This window comes from Pseudomonas sp. RA_105y_Pfl2_P56, from assembly GCF_963970845.1.
Lineage (GTDB): Bacteria > Pseudomonadota > Gammaproteobacteria > Pseudomonadales > Pseudomonadaceae > Aquipseudomonas > Aquipseudomonas baetica_A.
In genome coordinates, this window is the sequence record NZ_CAXAPL010000001.1 from 1 (window position 1) to 21,989 (window position 21,989).

Here is a 21,989-nt window from a genome sequence, read left to right on the forward strand (position 1 = left end):
TTTGGGATAGGAGCTTCGTTGGCGCATGGAAATCCTGGCGATAAGGGTGATCGCGTCCGCTTAAAAATAGGCGGACACCATCGCCCTTAATTCCGGATTTCTGAAGGTGTGTTCGCTGGCCGCTTACCCTCATCCGACGATACTGCGTTCCTAGCCGCTGCAACATCTGGAGTTTCTCCGCTTCACTATTTATCGGAACGTTATGCAACCTGGACAGGTAGAATAGCAATCGAAGGCATAATGTTTACAACCATTGCTACCTCCATGTTCTGGAAATTAGCGATTCCTACATGCTTACTTATAGCCGCCTATTCCATATGGAAGTCTTTTTTTTCAGACCGACTTAACTACACCCTAGGCATTCCACTCTGCCTATTTTTATATTGGCTATAGACCACTCGATTCTCGACGCCTCTGTCTTTTACGTAACTGGCTTTTATAATTATCTATTACCCGCTTCATGCGGACTCTTTGTATCGGCAGTTTTTATACGACCGCTTAATTTTACGCCTTCAGAAAAAATGCTCGCCATTCCAATGGCGCTCATCGCATCGCAGTCAGAACAAGTTGGTATTTCTATAACAACAATACTCGCGACATCGCTAATATGGGAATTTAAAGACGCAAAATATTATAGGTCACTTTTATTTCTGATCGTCATAACAGGTTTTGTACTCCTTCTCACCGCACCGGGAAACTATGTACGTCTGGAGTCAGAAAAAATATACATGCCAGAATTTAGTGACTACTCTTTCTTAAGAAAAACCCTTAATGATTTCGATGTGTTCAATGCACACTATATTGACCCAGCAAACCTTTACCCTAAAGCAATTGCCGCACTCATCCTTCTGCTATCGACAGGGAAAAGATTTGAACTCAAGCGTACAGCACTGATATTGGCAATCGGCGGCATATTACAAGGAAGTCTTTTCTCCCATTTATTCACAAACAACAGCATCGAACATTACTCCATCTACTTCCTTAGCTCCGGAGTGGGACTGGAATACTTTTTCTCCTACACACTATCGATAGCTTCGCTGATCAGCATAACTTATATTATGAAAAGAACAATCAAGGATAGCTCCGCATTTTATTTCGGGATACTTTTACTACTATTGCATGCTGGCATTACCACCTTAGTAGGACTTTCACCTACCACTTACGAATCAGGATCCAGGGCTCTATTCGCAGGTGACATTGTCAACCTAATTTTTATTTGCGTATTATTCAGGTGTGTGACGGGGTGGCCAGAAGAGGTAAAATCAACAAACTTCTTGAAAGTAGACAGCTAACTGAATATACCTCTCAAGCATAGCGCTGCCTATCGACAGCGCCCGCAACTCGCCTATCTTTCAGCGTTTAGTGATCTCGCACTAACGGATCGAACACCTATCAATTCACTAAGGAGCAGGACAATACCTAGAACACTCATTGTGTTTGTATAAAATAGCAATCGAGCATCCGCGGCATTTCCAAACAAGGCTAATCCGAAGAAATAAAACCCCGCCGAGAAATAAACCACAATAATTTCAACATTTAATCTTTTCTGAATCAGCAGCAATAAAAACAGCAGCATCGAGACCAAATACAGGAGCCAAGGTTTAAATACGAAAAGCTCTGAGGCATCTACAATATACTGTACAACTTTGTCGCGCATGATAGATCTAGGAAGCGTATACCCATACTTATTCGCATCGACCTGTGGAGATACAACCAGAAACTGTTGACCTGCATTAGCACCTACGAGATACTTGGAAAGCAACAGTTTATTATACCCAAAGCAGACTGGCCGCTCCTTCAGAACTGCAAACCAAAGATCGTCAAGGCTTTTATTAAAAGGCAGCTTCGAAAAAAGCCCCAACGACAAGTTGGAGTGCCTTGGATCATAATTATTCTGAATATCAGAAAATGTGAGCGCCGGAGCAATATTCTCGAATAAATTTTCACCACTGCAAATACTGGCACCGGCAATATCCATCACCCGAGTAACCCGAATCAAAGCAGTAGCCCCCTTAATTTCTCGAAACTCTGGAATCGAATACTTATCCAACTGCAACTTTGCTGTGTATAAAACTCCGATCAGGACCAGACCTATTACCGTAACAAAAGCCACAACTGGTCTACTAAAAGAAAGGCGCTTACTCAATATCCATACCGAATAGAAGAGTAAAGGTACAGCCGCCGTTATTGCATTGTGCCGAGAACATATACCCAAAAATACAAGAAACAACGAGAGTACAAACAGAGTGTAAAAACTGAAGCGACCTCTCGATTCTTTCATCGCAAGCATGACTGCCAGAGCCGCAACAAAAAAAGACGCCATTAGCACATCTTTCCAAATCGCCGCAGCAGTTCCAATTACAGCAGGCATAATCAGATAAAACAGCATAAACAGCGATGTAATACTATTCCTCCTGAGGAAATAGTACATCACATAATAGACAGCCCCCTGCAACAAAAGCAGTTGCGTAAAGAACATCGCAACGGGGCTATTTGAAAAAACGTTAACAACTCGCCATATATAGCTTACGACAGGAGGCCACGTAGAATCGACAACACCGTATCTTGCACTATCAAGAGCATGAAATGTATCGAACGTCATGAAACCCGGATAAAAAATCCACACTATCGATAATGACGCGATCGCAGGAATGGCGAGCCCAGGAAAGACTCTGGCCATGGTTTTAAGATTACCTCTCGCCAACACAGCAAATAACAAAACAAAAAACAACGAACACGCCAAGCTGATCAGCATCAATCTTCTTTCATTGATACTTGTATCAGGTTTGAATATCGTTAACTCGAACTGCGGATCTTCGTCTGAGGTACTTATTAGAAGGCGCCCTTCCACCACCTCTATTTTATTGATACCTTGCAATGGAATTATTCGCCCCAACAACTCTTCAGGCGTCAATACAACAGTCGAAAAAAGATAGTTTAGCTGAACACTTCTTATCGCCATATTGACGAGATGATCGGAAGGATCAACCCTGAGTGACTTCATTGCCCCATCTGGCAGCGTTAACCCTATACCTAGACCGGCGGTTCCTTCGTACGCTACCCGCTCACTATTCTCAGCCAAATAGGTTGGATAAATCGAAGAGTCCTTGAAGACGGGAAAGTAGAGCTGCATGAATTCAGGCTTATTGGATTCCGCATAAAAAACAATAGTATCCTTATGAACCTTCCCAAGCCCAAAAACCAGCATCAAAGAAAAAAGCAACGAAGCACAATAAAATACAAACGCCCTTGTAAGGCACTTTAGAGTTAAAAATTTCATAATTCCTCTGCCCAGCATTTATTTTAATTCAAGCCGACCTCGCACCGAAAGCTCGAAAGACAGCTTTATAAAGATCATGCAACTGTTCGAAACTGACCGCTGAGGGTCTGCTCCGCCCCCATCACTTGTTTATAATTGCGACCAGATCGACCGCGAGTTTTTTAGAATATTGCCGCAATTCCGGAACGGCCGTTGCTTCCCAATAATCAGCCTTTAACATAGGGCCGACGTAATACAACCAAGAGGAGCAAATACCTGAAGAACTCTTAACGGCCAACCGCTCATTGACGCACACACCCAAACCGAGCGTATCGACCTGTATGACACCGTCAGCACAAAGCTGCTGAATCAGTGGATCTTTGACACGACGCAAGTCGGTAGTAGGGCCCGTACAATTAATAACCTGCGCTACGTTTATCTCTTCGAGCGCTTGTTGATTACGCCGTTGAATACCGATACGCAAATAATCAGAGCCCGTCTCAACGCTTTTTATACGGCCTGCAAGGCAACGGACTTGACCGGTCTCTAAAGCCTCTTCGAAACGCTGGTAAGCCGCTGGTGCGACCCGATGACGGTGAACATCCCAATAAGGCTGAAGATGGCGCAAGAAGCGTCGACGTTCGGCCATTGGTAACCGAATCCACAGATCTGGAGTAATCGGCCTCAGGGCTGCTACCAGGTCACGCCAGTCCAAACGATGGTTGCGTGCAGCTTTGATCTCACGCCGAATCAATTGCAGGTAGGCACGCACCGAGGGCGTAACCTGCAGCAGCCGCTCGGCAAAATCGGCCGGAACTTCATCAGTCGTGCGCTTGGGCCGATGAGGCAATGGACGAAGCCCTCGGCGGGAAACCATGTAGATAGGTCCTTTGTGCCCGCTTTGTAACAAACCGAGGGAGACATCAAGTGCAGTGAGCCCTGCGCCCACCAGTAAAATCGCACGATTCGGGTCCGCAGAGGGTGCCGACGCGCCTGCCCACGGATCAGGCTGGTACCGCTCAGCACCCATCGACGCGCAAAATCCCGGCGGATCGAGCGGTGAAAAGTTTCCGAACGCCAGAACCACTTGGTCAGCTTCGATGCATTGCCCGTTAGTCAGTTCGACAACGGCGCCAGTCTCTCGGGGTTGCAGACTGCGGACTTCAGCGACGATACGTTCGAGCGTTACTCCGCGTGCACAATGCTTCTCCGCACCATCCAAAACAGAGGTCAGATATTCGCCATAGATCTTGCGTGGAACAAATGAAGACGCTGTGCAAGCAGCATCCCTGACTCGACAGAACCGCAGAAAATGCTCTGGATCATCGACATCCGCGCTCATATTGCCGGTGGGCACATTGAGCAAGTGCAGCGAACTGTTAGTGCCGTATGCCAACCCTCGCGCCATGGCTCCGGACCGGTTTATCAATACGACTCGCACATCGGCTGGGCTGTGACGCAAGAACTGCGCTGCCGTCACCGCACCACTAAAACCGGCCCCAATGATAACGAGGGTTTTCATTGACCAAACCTTTTATCCAGATACTCCAGCACTCGCGCGATGGATTCGGACAACTCCTCGGTAACGGTATTGATTCGAATGTGCGGATCAGTTGGAGCCTCATAGGCAGAGTCGATTCCGGTGAAGTTCTTTATCTGTCCAGCTCTGGCCTTGCAGTACAGGCCCTTCGGGTCTCGGCGCTCACACTCCTCCAGGGAAGTGTCGATGAATACTTCGACAAAAGCGTCATCCCCGATCACCTCGCATGCCATCGCACGATCACGGTGAAATGGAGAGATAAACGCTGTAATCACGATCAATCCGGCGTCGATGAGCAACTTCGAAACCTCCGCGACACGGCGAATGTTCTCAACTCGATCAGCATCGGTAAAACCAAGATCCTTGCACAAGCCCATGCGCAAGTTGTCGCCATCCAGCAAAAAGGTGTGCCGTGCCTTGGCCACCAAGGCTTGCTCCAGGGCATTGGCGATCGTCGACTTACCCGCCCCACTCAACCCCGTGAGCCAGATCACTGCGGGTTTTTGCCCTTTCACGTGGGCTCGGGCCGAGGCGCTGATGGCCGTGGCGTGAAAAACCAGATCCTTACTCATTCGATTAACCTTATTCAAATCAGACGATCAAGGCCCGCCAGCGGACTGGCGGGCCTCCGGAGCGCTACGCCTGGGGCAGTAGACGATCACGCAAGCCTTTGATGCGAGCCTCACAGATGCGATAAGACTCGCTATTGAGCAAGTCGGCACGCTGCTGCTCATCAGTCAGCGCAAGCGTGTGGGTGTCACAGCCAATTCGGTGAATGTAGTCACCGATAAAATCGCAGGTGCGCAATGACGCCCAATCCGTGCCGTCGCGAGTAAATAACTGCATCGTCAGATAGTAGTCTTCCATGTACTTCATATCATCGAAGTAAGTAATGGCTTGCAGATCGCACTGGTTCAGATCCAGCAGGAAACTGTGCAGCGGCGCATGGTTATGCTCGATGAAATCGCGATAGGTTTCACCATAATCATAAATTTTGTCACGCTTGATAATGCACCCGGTCGCCGAATCCACCATGGTGGAGTAAACACGCGCGAAGGTTGCGTTCTTGCCGCTGGACTTGAGTTGCTCAAGTTGTGAACTGTAGGCCCACGGAAACAGCATGTCGTCATAATCAAGAAATGCCGCATAGCCACTGCCGACAGCTTTTAACGCATCGTTCAACATCAGCGAGCGTAGATCCGGTGCTTGTTCTGTCGAGAAGTAACGGCGAATAACCGGTGCGCAATGCTCACTCCACGGCAGTTGATCGAGCTGCGCCTGGAGTATCGCTATTTCTTCGTCATCCATGTCCTGGATAGCCAGCACAGGCAACACCCGGCAACCGGACTGGGCAATCAAAGAAAGCAGCGCATTGATCAGCGACGCCCGGTCACCACGGCGGTGGTAGCGCACAATAGTCGACACAGTATCAAGTGCGGCGGACTGAGTGCGACTCTCAGACAGCAAACGGAAACATGTGGCTTCACAGCATATTTTGTAACCGGTCGTCGGAGCCGCTGGTTGCAACGCCATGAACGCAACCTGATCCGCATCGATACCGAAGTTGACAGTACCTTCACTCTGCACAAACAGCGGATCATTTCGCACACTGGCTGATACTGCATAACCCTTGTGTCGGTTCGCCATTTTCAGCAATGACTCGATGGCCAATGCGGGAAACAGGCAAAGATCACTGAACACTAAAGTAAAATCAGCATCCGAGGGCTGGTGGCTGCCGACGTTCAGACCCTGCGCTATTAATGCCTGCTGGAGCTGGACATTGTCCGCAGCGATCAAGCAAGTCTGCAGCACGTTCGAACTGGACAGGCACGCCAGGAACTTGCGACGCGATTCCGGCTCGGCCTCCAGACGAGCCAAAGCGTCGGAGGTCAAAGTTATGTTGAGCTTAAAATCCGCGGCAGGAGCACAATGGCCGGTCGCTGCAAACGGCTGACCGGATAGCGCGCGCCCGATGGAATTGAGGTAGCCGTAGCCGAACCGGGTATCGGGTTCAAGATGCGCGCCCTCTGCCCATTCATTCCAAGCGTTGACGACAACGTATCGACGATCTTCCGGTAGGTTTTGCTCGGAATAGTCCACCAAAAACTCCATCCAGGTCTGGAATTTTTCCGTAGTGAAGTTGTTCAACACATAGGCTCTTGTGCCGTAACGAGCAGTGTTGTCCCAGGTCGGAACCAAGGACCGGAACAATGTGAAATCCTGGCCCAGATCCTGCGCCATGTAATGGTCGGCAACCTCACCGTAGTTAAGAACGTTACCTTCCAGTGGCCAGTACGGACGCAACTGGCTGCGGGTGTCTTGTACGGCATCAGCGGTCCAGTCGTGCAATACTCGCTCGACTGCAGCATCCATCCCGTGGTCGCTTGGCTGCGTGGCACCGCGCGTCAATGTCGCCACCATATAAGGTGCCTTGAGACCCGCGCTTTCGCACTCCTCACGCCAGACTTCCAGGTACTCCTCAATATGTTCGATCGAAGACGGACGATACACATGCAACATCGGACGCCCATCTACTTTGATGTAGCGCTCGTCTTTGAAGAACGGGATCAGATACCGAATGAAGCCACGCGCATCTTCTTTCGAATAGACCTGGCCCAGTAGAATTTCCTGTTCGTTGCCATCCCATCGACGAGTCCAGTTTTCATTTGCCCAGCAGAAGGCAAAAGGCATGTTTATCTCGGGATTGGCCATCAGCATCTGGGCCGGCTTCTCAAGGATCATGCGACCAGTAAACCAGTAATGATAGAAAATCAGGCCATGAACCCCTGACTTCTGCATCATTTCGGCCTGCTGCTGCAATTGCGCCGGGCCATCCAGGTGGTAGTAGCCGATGTCTTCATGCGGAACATGTTGTTGGTAATGCCCGAGGAACAGCGGATTGGCCGAACGAACTTTGTGCCATTCGGTAAACCCGGTCCCGTGCCATTCATCATTTTCAGGCGTGGGGTGAAACTGGGGCAGGTAGTACGCCAGCACCTTGACAGTGTCGTGCTTGATACTGGCGGAGTAATCACCCTGTGGCTCGTAGTAGTCCCGAGGTTCGTGGGAGATCTGCGGCGCTTCCAACTGATAATTGCGCCCTTTACTGGTCGTGGTATTAACCAGAACCAGACGTTCCAGCGAACGGCTCAACATATCCGGCGCAACATCATTGGCAGCATTTGCGAAGTGCTCATACTGCACCGGAAGTTGCAGCAGCTCGTTGATGGTGCCAACCCGCGCCCAGAACAGAGCGGCGCGCGGGAATTGCGCGCTCGGGAAAACTTTCGCATCAACCTCACGGTATTTTTCCAGAGCCGTACCGATCACATTTGCGGCATCACTCCAACCGGCCTGATGGTAGGCGGCGGGTTCAGCTCGGGTGTCGGCGGGATACACCACCTTCGCATCCCCACCGAGCAGTTGCAGAATCTGTCCGACATTGGCAGGCGAACCGCAGAGGAGATCGAGACGCTCTTTGACGCCGGAATTATCAGCATCGCCGGCAGCACCAGCTTCGTCGTGCAAGTGCGCTACAACGTCGTATTCCTTGAGACGGTCGCCGAACTGGACAATCAGAGATGCAATTGCCCCGGCCTGCTCAGGTACGGAATTAACAACCAACTGGCGCAGCAGAGGTACCGCAGCACGCAGCGGTTTGTCGTCAAATTTCGACCCACACCCACCCATGCGAGAAATGTACAGGTCGAACTCGACAGGGACGTTCTTGAGGTATCCGAGCCAGTCCCCGGACAGTTGCTCACTGCTCAAATGAAGATGAACAGCAACCATCTGTGCGGCTGTTTTTGGAACCTCGCAAAGATACGGATCCAGATAATAAGGCACGACCTTCAGTACTTCGTACTCGGTCAATGCCGCATCGCCGAGCGGCTTGGATATCTGGCTCAGGGCAAATCGCTTCTGACTACGCTTGAGTTTGCGAGCAGCAATTGCCAACGCGTGACGCAGCCCTCCACGCCGAGCTTCACGCACAAAACGACCGAGCAATTGCGGCTGCTGCGAAACCAGATTCAGCAGTTGCACGACAACTCGGTGACGGCTTACCTTACGAGAAAGCTGATAGTTGCGCCCCTTGTTGTCGAAAATCGGCCGTCCTTCATAATATCCATAGCGCAAGTAATGTATTAGCGGGTTGATACGCCGTAGCCGCACGTCTGAATAATGCTCCAGGTACGCCTTAGTGGAAAAACCAGCCGATGGATCACGGCCTTCGCGCCAGCCTTGCTCGAGATAGTGCTGCAACGGATTGATACCTGCGGCACGAACGTCTTCGTAAGTACTCAGGTAGTAATCAGCATCGAACAGCTCGCTTTCAGCGGGGTTATCGCCTCGATAGCGCAAGCCGATTCGCTCGGCAATATGCAAGACCAGCGACTTGAGCAAAAACCGTCCGGAGGTGTAGCGATACAAGTCAGTTTCGAGGCTATGAACCGAGCTCTGCGACTCGGAAAGAGTCGCTTGAAAAGAATCGTATTGGCCCTCAAGCCAGTGACGGTATTCGCTCAGTTTTGAATAATCAGCTTTTAACTCGGCATGGCTCGTTTCAAGCTTGCCGTGATCAGTGTCGAGAGCCTCAAGGCTCTTGCCCTTCACACTCAGTTGCGCGCTCAGATCAGCGTTGTTGTCATCGAAATGCCGCATGAGCCGATACGCCGGCAAACGCGCGAGCATCGCTTGATAGAGCTCGCTAACGGTAGCGACCACAGCCTGGTCATCTGCATGCTCATCGCGCGAAAGTTGCAAAAGCAGGAGACTGAGATTCAAGACATCAGCGGGGACCTTGTCGTCCTTGGCGAGCCCATCCAGGGTAAAGCTGTTGTGCTGCAACGAATGCTGGAGAAACTCGTGCTGATACTCTTGAAACTCCGGCCCCTGAGGATCGAAAGGCAATCCCAGGGACTTGGAGATGCGGCACAGCTGCTTCTCAGGCTCTTCAAGCATCAGCTCGTAGTTTACAAATACCCGTGAAGCACCCTGGCTGTACTTCAAGCTGAACAGCATGTGCTCCAGCCAGAGGAAGTAGCCCTTCTCCACTTCGAAGTCGTTCCGCTTGACCAGCGAATGGGCAACATTTTTCGGATTACGGAAAGCGACGACGTAGCTGACTTTCAAACCCAGCTCGGCAAAGATTTCCTGCCAAAACGGTAGCAGTCTCGACATGCGTGGGTCTTTTACACCGAAACATTTGATATCCGCGACTTTCTCGCGAAGATGCTCAATGGCACGAACTTTATGGCTTTGAGTGATCGGCGAATTCAGCTCTTCAGGGCTGATGGGCACCAGACTATCCCAGGCGTGGCCCAAGTCGGCCAGCAACTCTTCGTTGTACGCCGTGATGGTCGCGTCTTCGAAGAAGCCTTTTTCATTATTGCCAGACTCGGCGGGCAACAGGTTATCGCCCAGGTCGACACCAAGGACTTTTAAACCACGCGTAATGGCACTGGTACCGCTTCGGTGCATGCCCAGAACTACGACTATTTGTTTATCATCCATAAGATTAATCATGCTCAACACTTGAAGTGGTAAAGGCTGCAATACATTTGAAATCCACCGTTCCGGTCGCGGTGATTGCGGTTTCCGGCAGAACACGAAACAGGCATGCGTCGATCAGGCGGTGCAGGTAGGTTTCTCCCTCCCCGACGACACCCACCACCCCCGAGTTGAGAAAATAGGTGCCCGGGTTCAGGTTGCACTCAAACTTGAACTCCACGTCCATTTGCGCGTCGGCTGCAACGTAAGTAATGGAGTCCTGCGCGTTGGCTGCACTGGCCGCACCACCGATCTCGATACCTGCCAGCGTTTTGATCATCATGCCAAAGCGGACAGCCACCGCGCCTGTCGAAAACGATACGCGGTAGGTATAACGATAGCTGTCACCACGCTTAAGGCAGTTGACCTGTTTGCCGGCAGCATTGAGGATGCGTGGATCGCTGATGAGAACCCCGTGAGATTCGTAGGACATCACGCTTTTGGAGACGATATGAGGATCGAAGTATTCCTCCAGACCGTTTTCCGTGGCCTGCGAAGCCTCGACTGCTACTGCCGAACGTTGCGCTTCTCGCTCCAGTTCAAGTCGCTCGAGTGCGCCTGACTTGATCGATTCGCGGATGTCGAGAACCTTGTCGGCGGGTGCATACAGCAGCTTCTGGTATTGACCGACGATGACCTTCGGCACACCCTCGGCGAGCTTCTCGCCCTTGTCCAGAAGAATCGCACGGGTACACAGTTCTATGACCGCACTACCAGAGTGCGATACAAACAGGATCGTGGCGCCACTGGCTTTGATCGCCTCGATGCGCGCAAAGCACTTGCGCTGAAACAGTTCGTCGCCAACGGACAACGCCTCATCGACGATCAGTATTTGTGGATCGACGTTAATGGCGACGGCAAAAGCCAGGCGAACCATCATGCCACTGGAATAGGTCTTGACCGGCTGATCGATGAATTCGCCAATTTCCGCAAATGCTTCGATTTCAGCAAAGCGTGCGTTGGTTTCCTCTCGCGTAAGACCGAGCACCGCAGCATTCATGTACACGTTTTCGCGGCCGCTGAACTCCGGATTGAACCCGGATCCCAGTTCCAGCAATGCAGCCACACGTCCATGGGTCTGAATATCGCCATGAGTCTGGTTGAGTGTGCCGCAAATCATCTGCAGCAGCGTGGATTTACCACTGCCGTTACGCCCCAGAATACCGACCGTTTCGCCCCGATTGATGGTGAACGAAACATCCTGCAGAGCCCAGAACTCACGGAAGTACTGTTTGCGGCCGCGAGCGAACATCTGCATCAGCCGATCTCTCGGCTTGTCGTAGATATGAAAGCACTTGCTCAGATTATTAACGGCAATTGCTGTATTAGAGGACATCAGCGAACCCTTTACGCGTTTTTTGGAACCACGCAAATCCTAGCCAAAAGACAAGGGCTGCAGCGATATAGTAGAAACCCAAGTGCAGAAAACTCGGTAGCTCACCCCGGAAAAGCAGCGCCCGCGTATTTTCTATTGCGGGTGTCAGCGGATTCAGGAACAACAGGTGCCGGTACTGTTCGGGCAATGCCGTGATCGGATAGAAAATCGGCGACAGAAACATCAGAACGGAAGTGCAGACACCAATAATCTGACTCACATCCCTGAGGTAAACCCCAATCGAGGCGAGAAACCAGACCAGGCCCACAACGAAAATAATCAGGGGCGCGAGAAATACCGGCAACAGCAAAACCGTGTACTGCAGCTTTCCGAAGAAAATCAGGTAAGCAATCAACCAAACGCTAAGACTGACAAGGAAATGAAACATGGCGGCGCCCAGCGTTACCCAAGGAAGAATTTCCAGCGGGAACACCACTTTCTTTACATAGTTGACGTTGCCGACAATCAGACCGGGAGCCCGGTTAATACACTCGGCGAACAGATTGAAGACGATCAGGCCGGCAAACAGCATGAGCGCGAACTCGGTCTTCGAGCTGCTATCCACGCTCCATCGGGCTTTGAACACGACGCTGAATACAAAGGTGTAGATTACCAGCATCACAATCGGGTTGAACAATGACCACAGCATGCCCATGATCGAGCCGCGATAGCGTCCGACAATTTCCCGCTGCACCAGCGCTCGAATGAGACCTTTATTGCGCCAGATTCCATTGAGCATCTCTTTGGGCGAAGTCGAAAAGTTCAGCATTTTTTCAAAACCTCAATAAATCCGAGGGAGTTTAAATTCCCCAGCAAACTCTCTCGTCCAACCATTACTTGAATTACCACAGAACTCTTCCTGAAAGGAGCCAAGCCCGGCTGCGTGTCAGATTCCATTGAACAACGTCGCCAAAACCAGCCCAAGGTTGCCCCATAAGGATTGCCGGTAGACCCCGGATCGTCGTAACCAGATGACCCGGGCCAATCCTCGAGAGCTGCGCGCTCGCTGAAACCGATCCAGCCTCATCCGACTTTCTTCATTCAACTGGAACCGGATCGATTCCAGTGCTGCAATATTCTTTTGATTCCAACCACGAAAACGACCGCGAAACTGCATGCGAACCCGCATCAACTGCACCATCACGCCCGACGCAGCACCGATGACATTCGCATCATGTTGCCTGTAGAGAATCGTCGGGCTGGTATCGTAAATGACACGGCCGCCCGCACCGGCAACGAGGAGATAGGCCCACCAGTCATGAGATACCACATCCAGATCCTCGCCTGCCTGTTGAAACAGCTGGCGGGCCGCCTGGTTGAACACCATTGTGTTTCCACCACCTACACTTTGCACCAGAGCATTGGCAAATCCGACCGGACGCTCGAACAAGGGTGAAAAGCCGATACGCCCTCCCTGCTCGTCAATCAACTCAGTTCTGCCACAGTACAGCGCCGGACTTTGCGAAGGCGTTTCCTGAAGTTTTTGCAGGGCGCATTCCAGCTTGTTTGCCTTCCAGATATCGTCTTGATCTGCCCAAGCGTAGTGGTCGGCTTCAATCGTTTTGTCACACGTCAACGAGAGGAAATTGGCGGCGTAACCGGACCTCGGCCCTTGACGGACAGAGAGCTTGCCGTCTCCCCAGCGTTCGGAGTATTCACGCAGCAATTCCAGGGTTGAGTCGGTGGAACCATCATCCGAGACCACGACAAACCAATCAGGGCAAGTCTGTCGCGCGATGGACTCCAACTGCTGAACCAGAAACCGCTCACCATTGAAGGTGCACAATAGAATCGCAATCCGCACCTTAGTCCCGGCGAAACCCAGCCGACCATGATCCGCATCGTGATAATCCGAATTGTCGTTTTGGACAACCGGGGAAAGGGGGGCTACCACCGAGCACTCCGTTGCTGAATTGATAAAATTTTGCCTGCGACAGCTCGTCTGTAGAGGGCGAGCGACCCCTTGGCCGATCGAGCCGCACGAGGGCTCACGCACCGCACCAAGGCGCGCAAAACTTGCAATTATAACGACGAAGCCTTGCCATTTGATAGCCCAGTGACATTATCGTTTTCCACAGCCCGGTGCTGACATGAGAAACTGAACATTAGTAACCCTGAGCCTGGCGCTCGAACATCGACAATGCGCCACCGCGCCGGGGGCATAGGGTACCAAGCGCACCGCGAGCAAAAAAGGGTAGCAGTTTGCCAACGCCCGAAAACAAACGGCCTCCCGCTGGGAACAATCGGGCAATGCGACCTCAGCGCTGGAGCCTGGAATCATGATGCCCGGCCGTTTGACGCAGCGCCTGTTCCACCGTGATGACAGGCGACCAACCGAGAACGGAGCGGGTTTTACCGATATCGACCTGCAGCGAACCACACAGGCGTTGAGCCAAAGCACGCTGCCCGAGCAGCGACGCAGCACTACTCAGCAGCCATGAGGGCACTGGCAGTAAATATGATTTCACGCTCAGCGCAACGGCCATACGGCGGAGCAGTTTCGAGGTAGAAAGATCCTCCCCATCGCTGACCAGGAATACCTGTCCGGCAGCAGCCGGATGACGAATGCAGACCGCAATCAAATCGACCAGGTTTCCGATCGCAACCAGACTGCGCTGATTATTTATCGCGCCGAGCGGAAGTGGCACCCTCCGTTCGAGCCAACGCATCATATTGAAAAAGTTGGCTTTGACACCTGGCCCATAGATCAGTGGCGGGCGAATGATGACAACCTCCATTCCCGTATCTTTGCCGACCTGCATCAGTTGCTCTTCGGCCTCCCATTTGGATACGCCATACGGATCAACGGGGGCGGGTCGATCATCAGCACAAAATGGTTGCCCGGGCCGGGTCATCTCGCCATTGACCTTGATCGAACTGATAAAGATGAACCGCCTGACGCCCGCGCTCGCGGCATGCCGGGCAAGGCGCACAGAGCCCTCGACGTTTATCCTGCGAAACTCCTGCAGCGGATCGGCCGCCACATCGTTCATCACATGCACACGTGCCGCGCAGTGAATGACCACCTCGACACGCTCAAGGCCCGGCAAGGGGCGCGCCCCCTCCAAATCGAATGAAACGACCGGACAGAGTCCACTCAGCCTCGCCTCACCACGAACAGCAGCGACAGGTGTGAACACCTTGTCTAGCAATAAACGAAAGATCAGCGCCTCACCCACAAAACCGGTTGCGCCTGTTACCAGAACTCGTGGACCGCTCATTTGGCTTTTTTTCCAACTACCGCCGTCGCCCAGCAGATACAAAAGAAGAACAATTTATCGCGCACTCGGCGTCGACATTTCCAGGCACTCATTGAAAGCCTCAACAGTTGCCACCTCGACAGCGAAAACCACTGCCTGACGAAGGCATCTTGCTCAAGTCCAACCAAACGAGTGATCGTTTTAACTTGTGAAAACCACCATCCGTCATGGATGGTCTTATAGCGAGCAACCAGCGAGTTGATACCGGTATTGGCGCCCACCTGATTTCGCTCATGCTGGCGATAGTCCATCGAAGACTGTTCATCAATGAACCACTTGAAACCTCGACTACGCGCAAAGGCGTAGCAATACCAGTCATGGAGGCTAACACCCTGCAACTCGCTCCAGTTGGCCAACATGCAGGCCTTGAGCGGACTCGATAGCTGGCTACTGAAAACGTACGTGCACCCCGGCCCAGCCGCCTCGAACAGAAAATCCCAAGCAGTCTGAGGCTGAGCCTTATCGAGTAAATGTGTCCGGCCATCTGGCCAGAATGCAATGACGTTGCTTGAGTACGCGCCTACTTGCCGATCGCAGATCAAACGAACTGCTCGCTCAAGCTTTCCCGGATGCCAAACATCATCCTGATCGGCGAAGGCGACGTACTCGTAGTCTTCGAGCGATACATCGCGAATTAACCTGAAGAAATTTCGTGAAGCCCCCCCGAACGCACCAACGGATGGCAGCACAAAAACAGCGGAATGCCGAGCCGCATAGGCATGACACCACGACTCGGTTCCATCCGTTGACGAGTCAACGCTGATATGAACGGTTACATCGACACCAGACTGCCCAAGAATCGAGTCCAGTTGTTCTTCGATCCATTGCATTCCATTGAAGGCTGCCAGCAAAACCGCAACCTTGGGATGTTTTACTGGCATAGCTCTCCTGCTCGGACTTGTTGAACGCTCCCACTTGACACGATGTACTTCTTCGAATCAGTGAGAAGGCGAGTCCAGCAAATTTTGCAAGTATTGACCGTAACCGGTCTTCTTCAAAGCTTCGGCTTGTACCGCCAACTGCTCGGCAGTGATCCAGCCATTGTGGTAAGCAATTTCTTCCAGGCACGCCACCTTTAAGCCCTGACGCTGCTCAATGGTGTGAACGAAGTGGCTGGCTTCAAGCAGAGAGTCATGCGTGCCCGTATCCAACCATGCAAAACCACGCCCCAGCATCTCAACGTTGAGGGTTAGCTGCTCAAGGTAAGCGCGATTCACATCGGTGATTTCCAACTCGCCGCGCTCGGAAGGCTTGATCTTTTTGGCAATGTCGACGACTTGATTGTCGTAAAAGTAGAGACCGGTCACCGCGTAGCTCGACTTCGGCTTGACCGGCTTCTCTTCGATGCTCAGCGCACGACCGGCAACATCAAACTCTACAACACCAAACCTCTCTGGATCGGAAACATGGTATCCAAAAACGGTTGCACCCTGCTGACGGGCACTGGCAGAGCGCAAGTTATCGGAGAAATGCTGACCATAGAAAATATTGTCTCCCAGGATCAAACAGCAAGGATCATTACCGATGAACTTTTCACCAATGATAAAAGCCTGCGCCAGACCATCAGGACTCGGTTGCTCGGCGTAAGTCAGCTTGATGCCGTACAAACTGCCGTCGCCCAACAGCTTACGGAAGCAGGGTAGATCCTCCGGCGTGGAGATGATCAGAATTTCGCGCATGCCTGCCAGCATCAAAACCGACAGCGGATAAAAGATCATCGGCTTGTCGTAGATCGGCAACATCTGCTTCGAGACGCCAAGGGTCAACGGGTGCAGGCGCGTGCCCGAGCCACCGGCGAGAATGATGCCTTTACGATTTGTCGTGGTCATTTATTCAGAACTTCCCTAAGCATTCGGGTTACACCACTTTGCCAATCCGGCAAGTGTAGAGAAAAATTGTCGCGCAGCTTCTGTGTTTTCAAACGTGAATTCAACGGGCGGCGCGCCGGAGTTGGATAGGCAGTGGTATCAATCGGATTGACTGCCGTGACAGCAAGCTGTTCACCATGGGCTTTGGCAAAACTGATCACCAGGCTCGCGTATCCGTGCCATGACACTTCGCCGGCAGCCGCCAGATGGTAGATGCCCGAAAGTGCCGGGCGATGCACGACCTGCTGGATCGCCAGAGCAGTAACATCAGCAATGAGATCCGCACCCGTCGGGGCACCTACCTGATCGGCAATGACGCCCAGTGATTCACGATCCTTGGCCAGGCGTAACATGGTTTTGGCAAAGTTGTTGCCACGAGCGCCATAGACCCAACTGGTACGAAAGATCAGATGCTTACAGCCCGAGGCTGCAATTGCCTGCTCACCTGCCAGCTTGCTGGCGCCGTAATGGTTCACCGGAGCGACAGCATCCGACTCTTGCCAAGGCGTCGAGCCTTCGCCGCTGAATACGTAATCGGTCGAATAGTGAATCAGCCAGGCATCCAGGGATGCGGCCTCCTGCGCCATGACTCGACTGGCCTCACTGTTTACACGGTCAGCCAGTTCGGTTTCGGACTCGGCTTTATCGACCGCCGTGTAGGCCGCAGCGTTGACGATAACGTCGGGCCTTACTTTGCGGATCGTGGCGCGCAGTGCATCGAGGTCAGACAGATCACCACTCAAACCATCGACTAGGTGCCGATCGAGGGCAACCAATTCCCCTAGCGGTGCAAGGGAGCGCTGCAGCTCCCAGCCGACCTGGCCGTTTTTTCCCAGCAGGAGAATCTTCATGCCTTATCCGAACGACCGGTGTAGTTTTGGTCGATCCACTGCTGGTAACTGCCGCTCTTCACATGAGCAACCCATTCAGAGTTGCTGAGGTACCACTCGACAGTCTTGCGAATACCCGTCTCGAAGGTTTCCTCTGGGGTCCAGCCCAACTCGCGCTGGATCTTGCTGGCATCGATCGCGTAGCGCTGATCATGGCCCGGGCGATCCTGTACATAGGTGATCAGGCTTGCATGCGGACGATGGGCGGAGTCAGGACGCAGCTCATCCAGAAGTGCGCAGAGGGTATTCACCACTTCGATGTTTTGTTTCTCGTTGTGCCCACCGATGTTGTAGGTCTCGCCGATAACACCCTCGGTCACGACTTTATACAGTGCGCGGGCGTGGTCTTCGACAAACAGCCAGTCGCGAACCTGATTGCCTTTGCCATAGACCGGCAGCGGCTTGCCTTCCAGAGCATTGAGGATGATCAGCGGGATCAACTTCTCGGGGAAGTGGCAAGGGCCGTAGTTGTTCGAGCAGTTGGTGACCAGCGTCGGCAGACCGTAGGTACGAGCCCAGGCACGAACCAGATGATCGGAACTGGCTTTACTGGCCGAGTAAGGCGAGCTTGGCTGATACGGTGTGGTTTCGGTAAACAGGTCTTCCGGACCTTCCAGATCGCCATACACTTCGTCAGTCGAAATGTGGTGAAACCGGAATTTGGCCTTACGGCTGTCATCAAGCGCCGCCCAGTAATGACGCGCCGCTTCGAGCAGAGTGTAAGTGCCTATGATATTGGTCTGAATGAACTCGGACGGACCAGAGATCGAACGATCAACATGGGACTCTGCGGCCAGATGCATGATTGCATCTGGTTGGTGCTCACGCAGAACACGGTCGACCTGATCACGATCACAGATATCAACTCGCTCAAACGCATAACGCGAATCCTGACTGACTTCAGCCAAGGACTCGAGGTTACCGGCGTAAGTCAGTTTGTCGACGTTAACGACAGAATCGGCGGTATTGGAGATAATATGGCGAATCACTGCCGAGCCAATGAACCCGGCGCCGCCGGTAACTAGAATTTTCACGCGAAACCATACCCTTGAGCTGCGGACAGTGACACCAACGATCACCGCCTAATCCATGAATGCAGAAGCCATCAAAACCTGTGGCTTCTGTCAGAGTCAGTCTGAATCGATGTGGGAATGTGCCACTATCGAACAAGGGCTGCATTTTACAGCTTAATGAACGTTTTACTAATGGATATAGACAGGCTGAGGCGCAATTTCGACAGATGCCATGCACCTGTCGTTTTCAGACAATTCGTTTGCGTGCCGCCTTGGACGAACGCCCCAGAAACCAGCCTAGTATCGGGCCAATCAACATACCGACGAGCAATGCCAAAACCACTACCAGCGAGACCGGCAATTGAGGCCCGGAAAAGCCTAGAAACAATAACGACACCGATTGCTGATTTTCGAGAACAAACGCCAGAATCACCAACACCAGCAAAAGAATAAAAACGCCAAGAAGTATGCGCTTGAGGTTACGCATGAGTAACTCCTTGAGAGATAGCGACTGTCAAACCCCCTCCTCCTCTTCCTCGTTCACTCGATCACGCAATTCTTTACCCGGCTTGAAATGCGGAACGAATTTTCCATCCAGACTTACAGACTGGCCGGTCTTTGGATTGCGACCAACGCGCGGCGCACGGTAGTGCAGGGAGAAGCTGCCGAACCCACGGATCTCGATGCGATCACCAGTGGCCAGACATTGGGACATTTGTTCAAGCATGGTCTTGATGGCCAACTCCACATCCTTGGATGAGAGCAGCCCTTGATGGGTGACAATTCGTTCGATCAACTCCGACTTCGTCATATTTTTCCCTTCTTTTTCAAGCAGCTAGATCAGCGCTTGAAAGGTTTTAGCATGCCCGGAAGATTTTGAACAGCCCAGGGATTGACATATCTTCTTCAGCGCTGAAACGCCCGCTTTCAGGGCATAAACTCACTCGCCAGGATCACCCCACGCTCAACGGCATATCACCAGCATGGTCCGGGTCACGTACCCAGCAGGATTGAAACCAAACGGAAACTCATCTTCGTCTTTGGCATCATCAGATCGAGTGATCACCTTGTAACCCGCCCCCTTACACTCCTTCGCCGCTCGCTTTTGACACCTCTCCCAGCCAGAGCCCAGCCCAGAGCAATCAACTTCAATGCCGCTGACACCACGCACCGCATGGGTCTTGGCATTTGTAGTACAGCCTGCAAAAACCAGTACCGCTATGAGGACAATAAACTTGTTCATCCACTTCCTTATGCCAGGCAACGCCCGACTACTACACGCTTAAGACCAAGCTTAGTCGCGAATAGGCGATTGATCCCATTAAAGAAACAGACAATCAGGCGATTGGATTGGTTTCACAGGCAGCACTGATTCGCGCAGAAGAAAACCAGGACTCATCAAATCGCAGGCACAAAAAAGGGCGACCGAAGTCGCCCTTTTTAATGATCAAGCAGAACTTAGTTCTGTTTGGCCATTGCCTGGCGCAGCAGTGCCGCCATGGTGGTTTCGCCGGTAGCAGCTTCCGGAGTCTCTTTCAGGCTCTGGATTGCTTCTTTCTCTTCAGCGTCGTCTTTCGACTTGATCGAGAGCTGGATTACGCGGCTCTTGCGGTCAACGCTGATGATCTTGGCTTCAACTTCCTGGCCTTCTTTCAGCACGTTGCGCGCGTCTTCAACGCGGTCACGGCTGATTTCGGAGGCTTTCAGGGTCGCTTCGATGTCGTCAGCCAGAACGATGATGGCGCCTTTGGCGTCAACTTCTTTCACGGTGCCAGTAACGATTGCGCCTTTGTCGTTAACCGAGACGTACTCGGAGAACGGATCGCTTTCCAGTTGCTTGATACCCAGGGAGATACGCTCGCGCTCTGGGTCAACCGACAGGATAACGGTGTCCAGTTCGTCGCCCTTCTTGAAACGACGTACGGCTTCTTCGCCCACTTCGTTCCAGGAGATGTCGGACAGATGAACCAGACCGTCGATGCCGCCGTCCAGACCAATGAAGATACCGAAATCGGTGATCGACTTGATGGTGCCGGAGATTTTATCGCCCTTGTTGAACTGGCCAGAGAAATCTTCCCATGGGTTAGATTTGCACTGCTTGATGCCCAGGGAGATACGACGACGCTCTTCGTCGATGTCCAGAACCATAACTTCCACTTCGTCGCCGACTTGTACGACTTTCGAAGGGTGGATGTTTTTGTTGGTCCAGTCCATTTCCGAAACGTGTACCAGACCTTCAACGCCTTCTTCCAGCTCAGCGAAGCAGCCGTAGTCGGTCAGGTTGGTTACACGAGCGGTAACGCGAGTGCTTTCTGGGTAACGGGCTTTGATAGCAACCCATGGATCTTCGCCCAGTTGCTTCAGGCCCAGGGAAACACGGTTGCGTTCGCGATCGTATTTCAGAACCTTAACGTCGATTTCGTCACCAACGTTGACGATCTCGGAAGGATGCTTGATGCGCTTCCAGGCCATGTCGGTGATGTGCAGCAGGCCGTCCACGCCACCCAGATCGACGAATGCGCCGTAATCGGTGAGGTTTTTGACGATACCTTTGACTTGCTGGCCTTCCTGCAGGGATTCCAGCAGAGCTTCACGCTCGGCGGAGTTCTCGGCTTCCAGGACGCTGCGACGGGAAACGACAACGTTGTTGCGCTTCTGGTCCAGCTTGATGACCTTGAATTCCAGCTCTTTGCCTTCCAGGTGCGTGGTGTCGCGCACTGGACGGACGTCAACCAGGGAACCTGGCAGGAACGCACGGATGCCGTTAACGTCGACAGTGAAGCCGCCTTTAACCTTACCGTTGATAACGCCCTTGACCACTTCCTCAGCTGCGAAGGCTGCTTCCAGAACGATCCAGCATTCAGCGCGCTTGGCTTTTTCACGGGACAGCTTGGTTTCACCGAAACCGTCTTCAACCGAGTCCAGCGCAACGTGAACTTCGTCACCGACATTGATAGTCAGATCGCCAGCGTCGTTGTAGAACTGCTCAAGCGGGATGAGTGCTTCAGACTTCAGGCCAGCGTGAACGGTTACCCAGCGAGCCTGGTAATCGATATCAACGATAACACCGGTGATGATGGAGCCTGCCTGAAGGTTCAGGGTTTTTAGGCTTTCTTCAAAGAGTTCCGCAAAGCTTTCGCTCATTTTAATTCCTGTAAATGAGGGCGAAGGATACGCCCATCTCCACACCCCAGACGGTGTGGGTTAGTTTCATATAGAAGAAGCGCCGCAGGA

Annotated in this window: 17 protein-coding genes; 1 reads left to right on the forward strand and 16 read right to left on the reverse strand. The window is 52.3% G+C overall.

Features of this window, described 5'->3' with window-relative positions; all coding sequences use genetic code 11:
- Positions 1 to 521 precede the first annotated feature (521 nt).
- Positions 522 to 1,292, forward strand: coding sequence for a hypothetical protein (locus AACY11_RS00005; protein ID WP_339493557.1), 771 nt, complete (start codon positions 522 to 524; stop codon positions 1,290 to 1,292).
- Between the two features lie 53 nt (positions 1,293 to 1,345).
- On the opposite strand, the gene AACY11_RS00010 is transcribed toward AACY11_RS00005, so the two are convergent.
- The 16 genes from AACY11_RS00010 to rpsA all read right to left on the reverse strand — a co-directional run bounded on the left by AACY11_RS00010 (position 1,346) and on the right by rpsA (position 21,899).
- A complete protein-coding gene (locus AACY11_RS00010) occupies positions 1,346 to 3,280 on the reverse strand; it encodes a hypothetical protein (protein WP_339493559.1) in 1,935 nt (644 codons plus the stop codon).
- Positions 3,281 to 3,401: 121 nt separating this feature from the next.
- Positions 3,402 to 4,781 carry an FAD/NAD(P)-binding protein gene (locus AACY11_RS00015; protein ID WP_339493560.1) on the reverse strand — a complete coding sequence of 460 codons (1,380 nt, stop codon included), beginning with the start codon at positions 4,779 to 4,781 and terminating at the stop codon, positions 3,402 to 3,404.
- On the reverse strand, positions 4,778 to 5,371 hold the full coding sequence (cysC, locus tag AACY11_RS00020) for an adenylyl-sulfate kinase (RefSeq protein ID WP_339493562.1): 594 nt from the start codon (positions 5,369 to 5,371) through the stop codon (positions 4,778 to 4,780). The genes AACY11_RS00015 and cysC overlap by 4 nt, the downstream gene beginning before the upstream one ends.
- 64 nt (positions 5,372 to 5,435) lie before the next feature.
- A complete protein-coding gene (locus AACY11_RS00025) occupies positions 5,436 to 10,313 on the reverse strand; it encodes a glycoside hydrolase family 99-like domain-containing protein (RefSeq protein WP_339493563.1) in 4,878 nt (1,625 codons plus the stop codon).
- Positions 10,314 to 10,317: 4 nt separating this feature from the next.
- On the reverse strand, positions 10,318 to 11,685 hold the full coding sequence (locus AACY11_RS00030; RefSeq protein WP_339493564.1) for an ABC transporter ATP-binding protein: 1,368 nt from the start codon (positions 11,683 to 11,685) through the stop codon (positions 10,318 to 10,320).
- Complete coding sequence (locus tag AACY11_RS00035) at positions 11,675 to 12,493, reverse strand: ABC transporter permease (protein WP_339493566.1); 819 nt, start codon at positions 12,491 to 12,493, stop codon at positions 11,675 to 11,677. Before AACY11_RS00035 ends, AACY11_RS00030 begins: the two co-directional genes overlap by 11 nt.
- Positions 12,494 to 12,610: 117 nt before the next feature.
- Entirely contained in the window at positions 12,611 to 13,618 is a 1,008-nt protein-coding gene (locus AACY11_RS00040; RefSeq protein ID WP_339493568.1) for a glycosyltransferase family 2 protein, read from the reverse strand.
- Positions 13,619 to 13,982: 364 nt separating this feature from the next.
- Positions 13,983 to 14,945 carry a UDP-glucose 4-epimerase family protein gene (locus AACY11_RS00045; protein ID WP_339493569.1) on the reverse strand — a complete coding sequence of 321 codons (963 nt, stop codon included), beginning with the start codon at positions 14,943 to 14,945 and terminating at the stop codon, positions 13,983 to 13,985.
- Complete coding sequence (locus AACY11_RS00050) at positions 14,942 to 15,865, reverse strand: glycosyltransferase (protein ID WP_339493570.1); 924 nt, start codon at positions 15,863 to 15,865, stop codon at positions 14,942 to 14,944. The genes AACY11_RS00045 and AACY11_RS00050 overlap by 4 nt, the downstream gene beginning before the upstream one ends.
- Positions 15,866 to 15,922: 57 nt before the next feature.
- Positions 15,923 to 16,813 (reverse strand): glucose-1-phosphate thymidylyltransferase RfbA, encoded by an 891-nt coding sequence (rfbA, locus tag AACY11_RS00055; protein ID WP_339493571.1) that lies wholly within the window; start codon positions 16,811 to 16,813, stop codon positions 15,923 to 15,925.
- Positions 16,810 to 17,703 carry a dTDP-4-dehydrorhamnose reductase gene (gene rfbD, locus AACY11_RS00060; protein ID WP_339431152.1) on the reverse strand — a complete coding sequence of 298 codons (894 nt, stop codon included), beginning with the start codon at positions 17,701 to 17,703 and terminating at the stop codon, positions 16,810 to 16,812. The genes rfbA and rfbD overlap by 4 nt, the downstream gene beginning before the upstream one ends.
- Positions 17,700 to 18,776, reverse strand: a complete 1,077-nt coding sequence (gene rfbB / locus AACY11_RS00065) for a dTDP-glucose 4,6-dehydratase (RefSeq protein ID WP_339431151.1) — start codon at positions 18,774 to 18,776, stop codon at positions 17,700 to 17,702. Before rfbB ends, rfbD begins: the two co-directional genes overlap by 4 nt.
- 226 nt (positions 18,777 to 19,002) lie before the next feature.
- On the reverse strand, positions 19,003 to 19,242 hold the full coding sequence (locus AACY11_RS00070) for a lipopolysaccharide assembly protein LapA domain-containing protein (protein WP_339493572.1): 240 nt from the start codon (positions 19,240 to 19,242) through the stop codon (positions 19,003 to 19,005).
- A 27-nt stretch (positions 19,243 to 19,269) separates the two neighbouring features.
- Positions 19,270 to 19,566, reverse strand: a complete 297-nt coding sequence (gene ihfB, locus AACY11_RS00075) for an integration host factor subunit beta (protein ID WP_003189779.1) — start codon at positions 19,564 to 19,566, stop codon at positions 19,270 to 19,272.
- A 153-nt stretch (positions 19,567 to 19,719) separates the two neighbouring features.
- Positions 19,720 to 19,998 carry a hypothetical protein gene (locus AACY11_RS00080; protein ID WP_339431149.1) on the reverse strand — a complete coding sequence of 93 codons (279 nt, stop codon included), beginning with the start codon at positions 19,996 to 19,998 and terminating at the stop codon, positions 19,720 to 19,722.
- A 215-nt stretch (positions 19,999 to 20,213) separates the two neighbouring features.
- On the reverse strand, positions 20,214 to 21,899 hold the full coding sequence (rpsA, locus tag AACY11_RS00085; protein WP_221729258.1) for a 30S ribosomal protein S1: 1,686 nt from the start codon (positions 21,897 to 21,899) through the stop codon (positions 20,214 to 20,216).
- Positions 21,900 to 21,989: the final 90 nt, after the last annotated feature.

Coding starts and splice junctions, on each gene's coding strand:
- AACY11_RS00005 (WP_339493557.1), top strand. CDS start 522: ATGCTCGCCATTCCAATGGCGCTCATCGCATCGCAGTCAGAACAAGTT.
- AACY11_RS00010 (WP_339493559.1), bottom strand. CDS start 3,280: ATGAAATTTTTAACTCTAAAGTGCCTTACAAGGGCGTTTGTATTTTAT.
- AACY11_RS00015 (WP_339493560.1), bottom strand. CDS start 4,781: ATGAAAACCCTCGTTATCATTGGGGCCGGTTTTAGTGGTGCGGTGACG.
- cysC (WP_339493562.1), bottom strand. CDS start 5,371: ATGAGTAAGGATCTGGTTTTTCACGCCACGGCCATCAGCGCCTCGGCC.
- AACY11_RS00025 (WP_339493563.1), bottom strand. CDS start 10,313: ATGGATGATAAACAAATAGTCGTAGTTCTGGGCATGCACCGAAGCGGT.
- AACY11_RS00030 (WP_339493564.1), bottom strand. CDS start 11,685: ATGTCCTCTAATACAGCAATTGCCGTTAATAATCTGAGCAAGTGCTTT.
- AACY11_RS00035 (WP_339493566.1), bottom strand. CDS start 12,493: ATGCTGAACTTTTCGACTTCGCCCAAAGAGATGCTCAATGGAATCTGG.
- AACY11_RS00045 (WP_339493569.1), bottom strand. CDS start 14,945: ATGAGCGGTCCACGAGTTCTGGTAACAGGCGCAACCGGTTTTGTGGGT.
- AACY11_RS00050 (WP_339493570.1), bottom strand. CDS start 15,865: ATGCCAGTAAAACATCCCAAGGTTGCGGTTTTGCTGGCAGCCTTCAAT.
- rfbA (WP_339493571.1), bottom strand. CDS start 16,813: ATGACCACGACAAATCGTAAAGGCATCATTCTCGCCGGTGGCTCGGGC.
- rfbD (WP_339431152.1), bottom strand. CDS start 17,703: ATGAAGATTCTCCTGCTGGGAAAAAACGGCCAGGTCGGCTGGGAGCTG.
- AACY11_RS00070 (WP_339493572.1), bottom strand. CDS start 19,242: ATGCGTAACCTCAAGCGCATACTTCTTGGCGTTTTTATTCTTTTGCTG.
- ihfB (WP_003189779.1), bottom strand. CDS start 19,566: ATGACGAAGTCGGAGTTGATCGAACGAATTGTCACCCATCAAGGGCTG.
- AACY11_RS00080 (WP_339431149.1), bottom strand. CDS start 19,998: ATGAACAAGTTTATTGTCCTCATAGCGGTACTGGTTTTTGCAGGCTGT.
- rpsA (WP_221729258.1), bottom strand. CDS start 21,899: ATGAGCGAAAGCTTTGCGGAACTCTTTGAAGAAAGCCTAAAAACCCTG.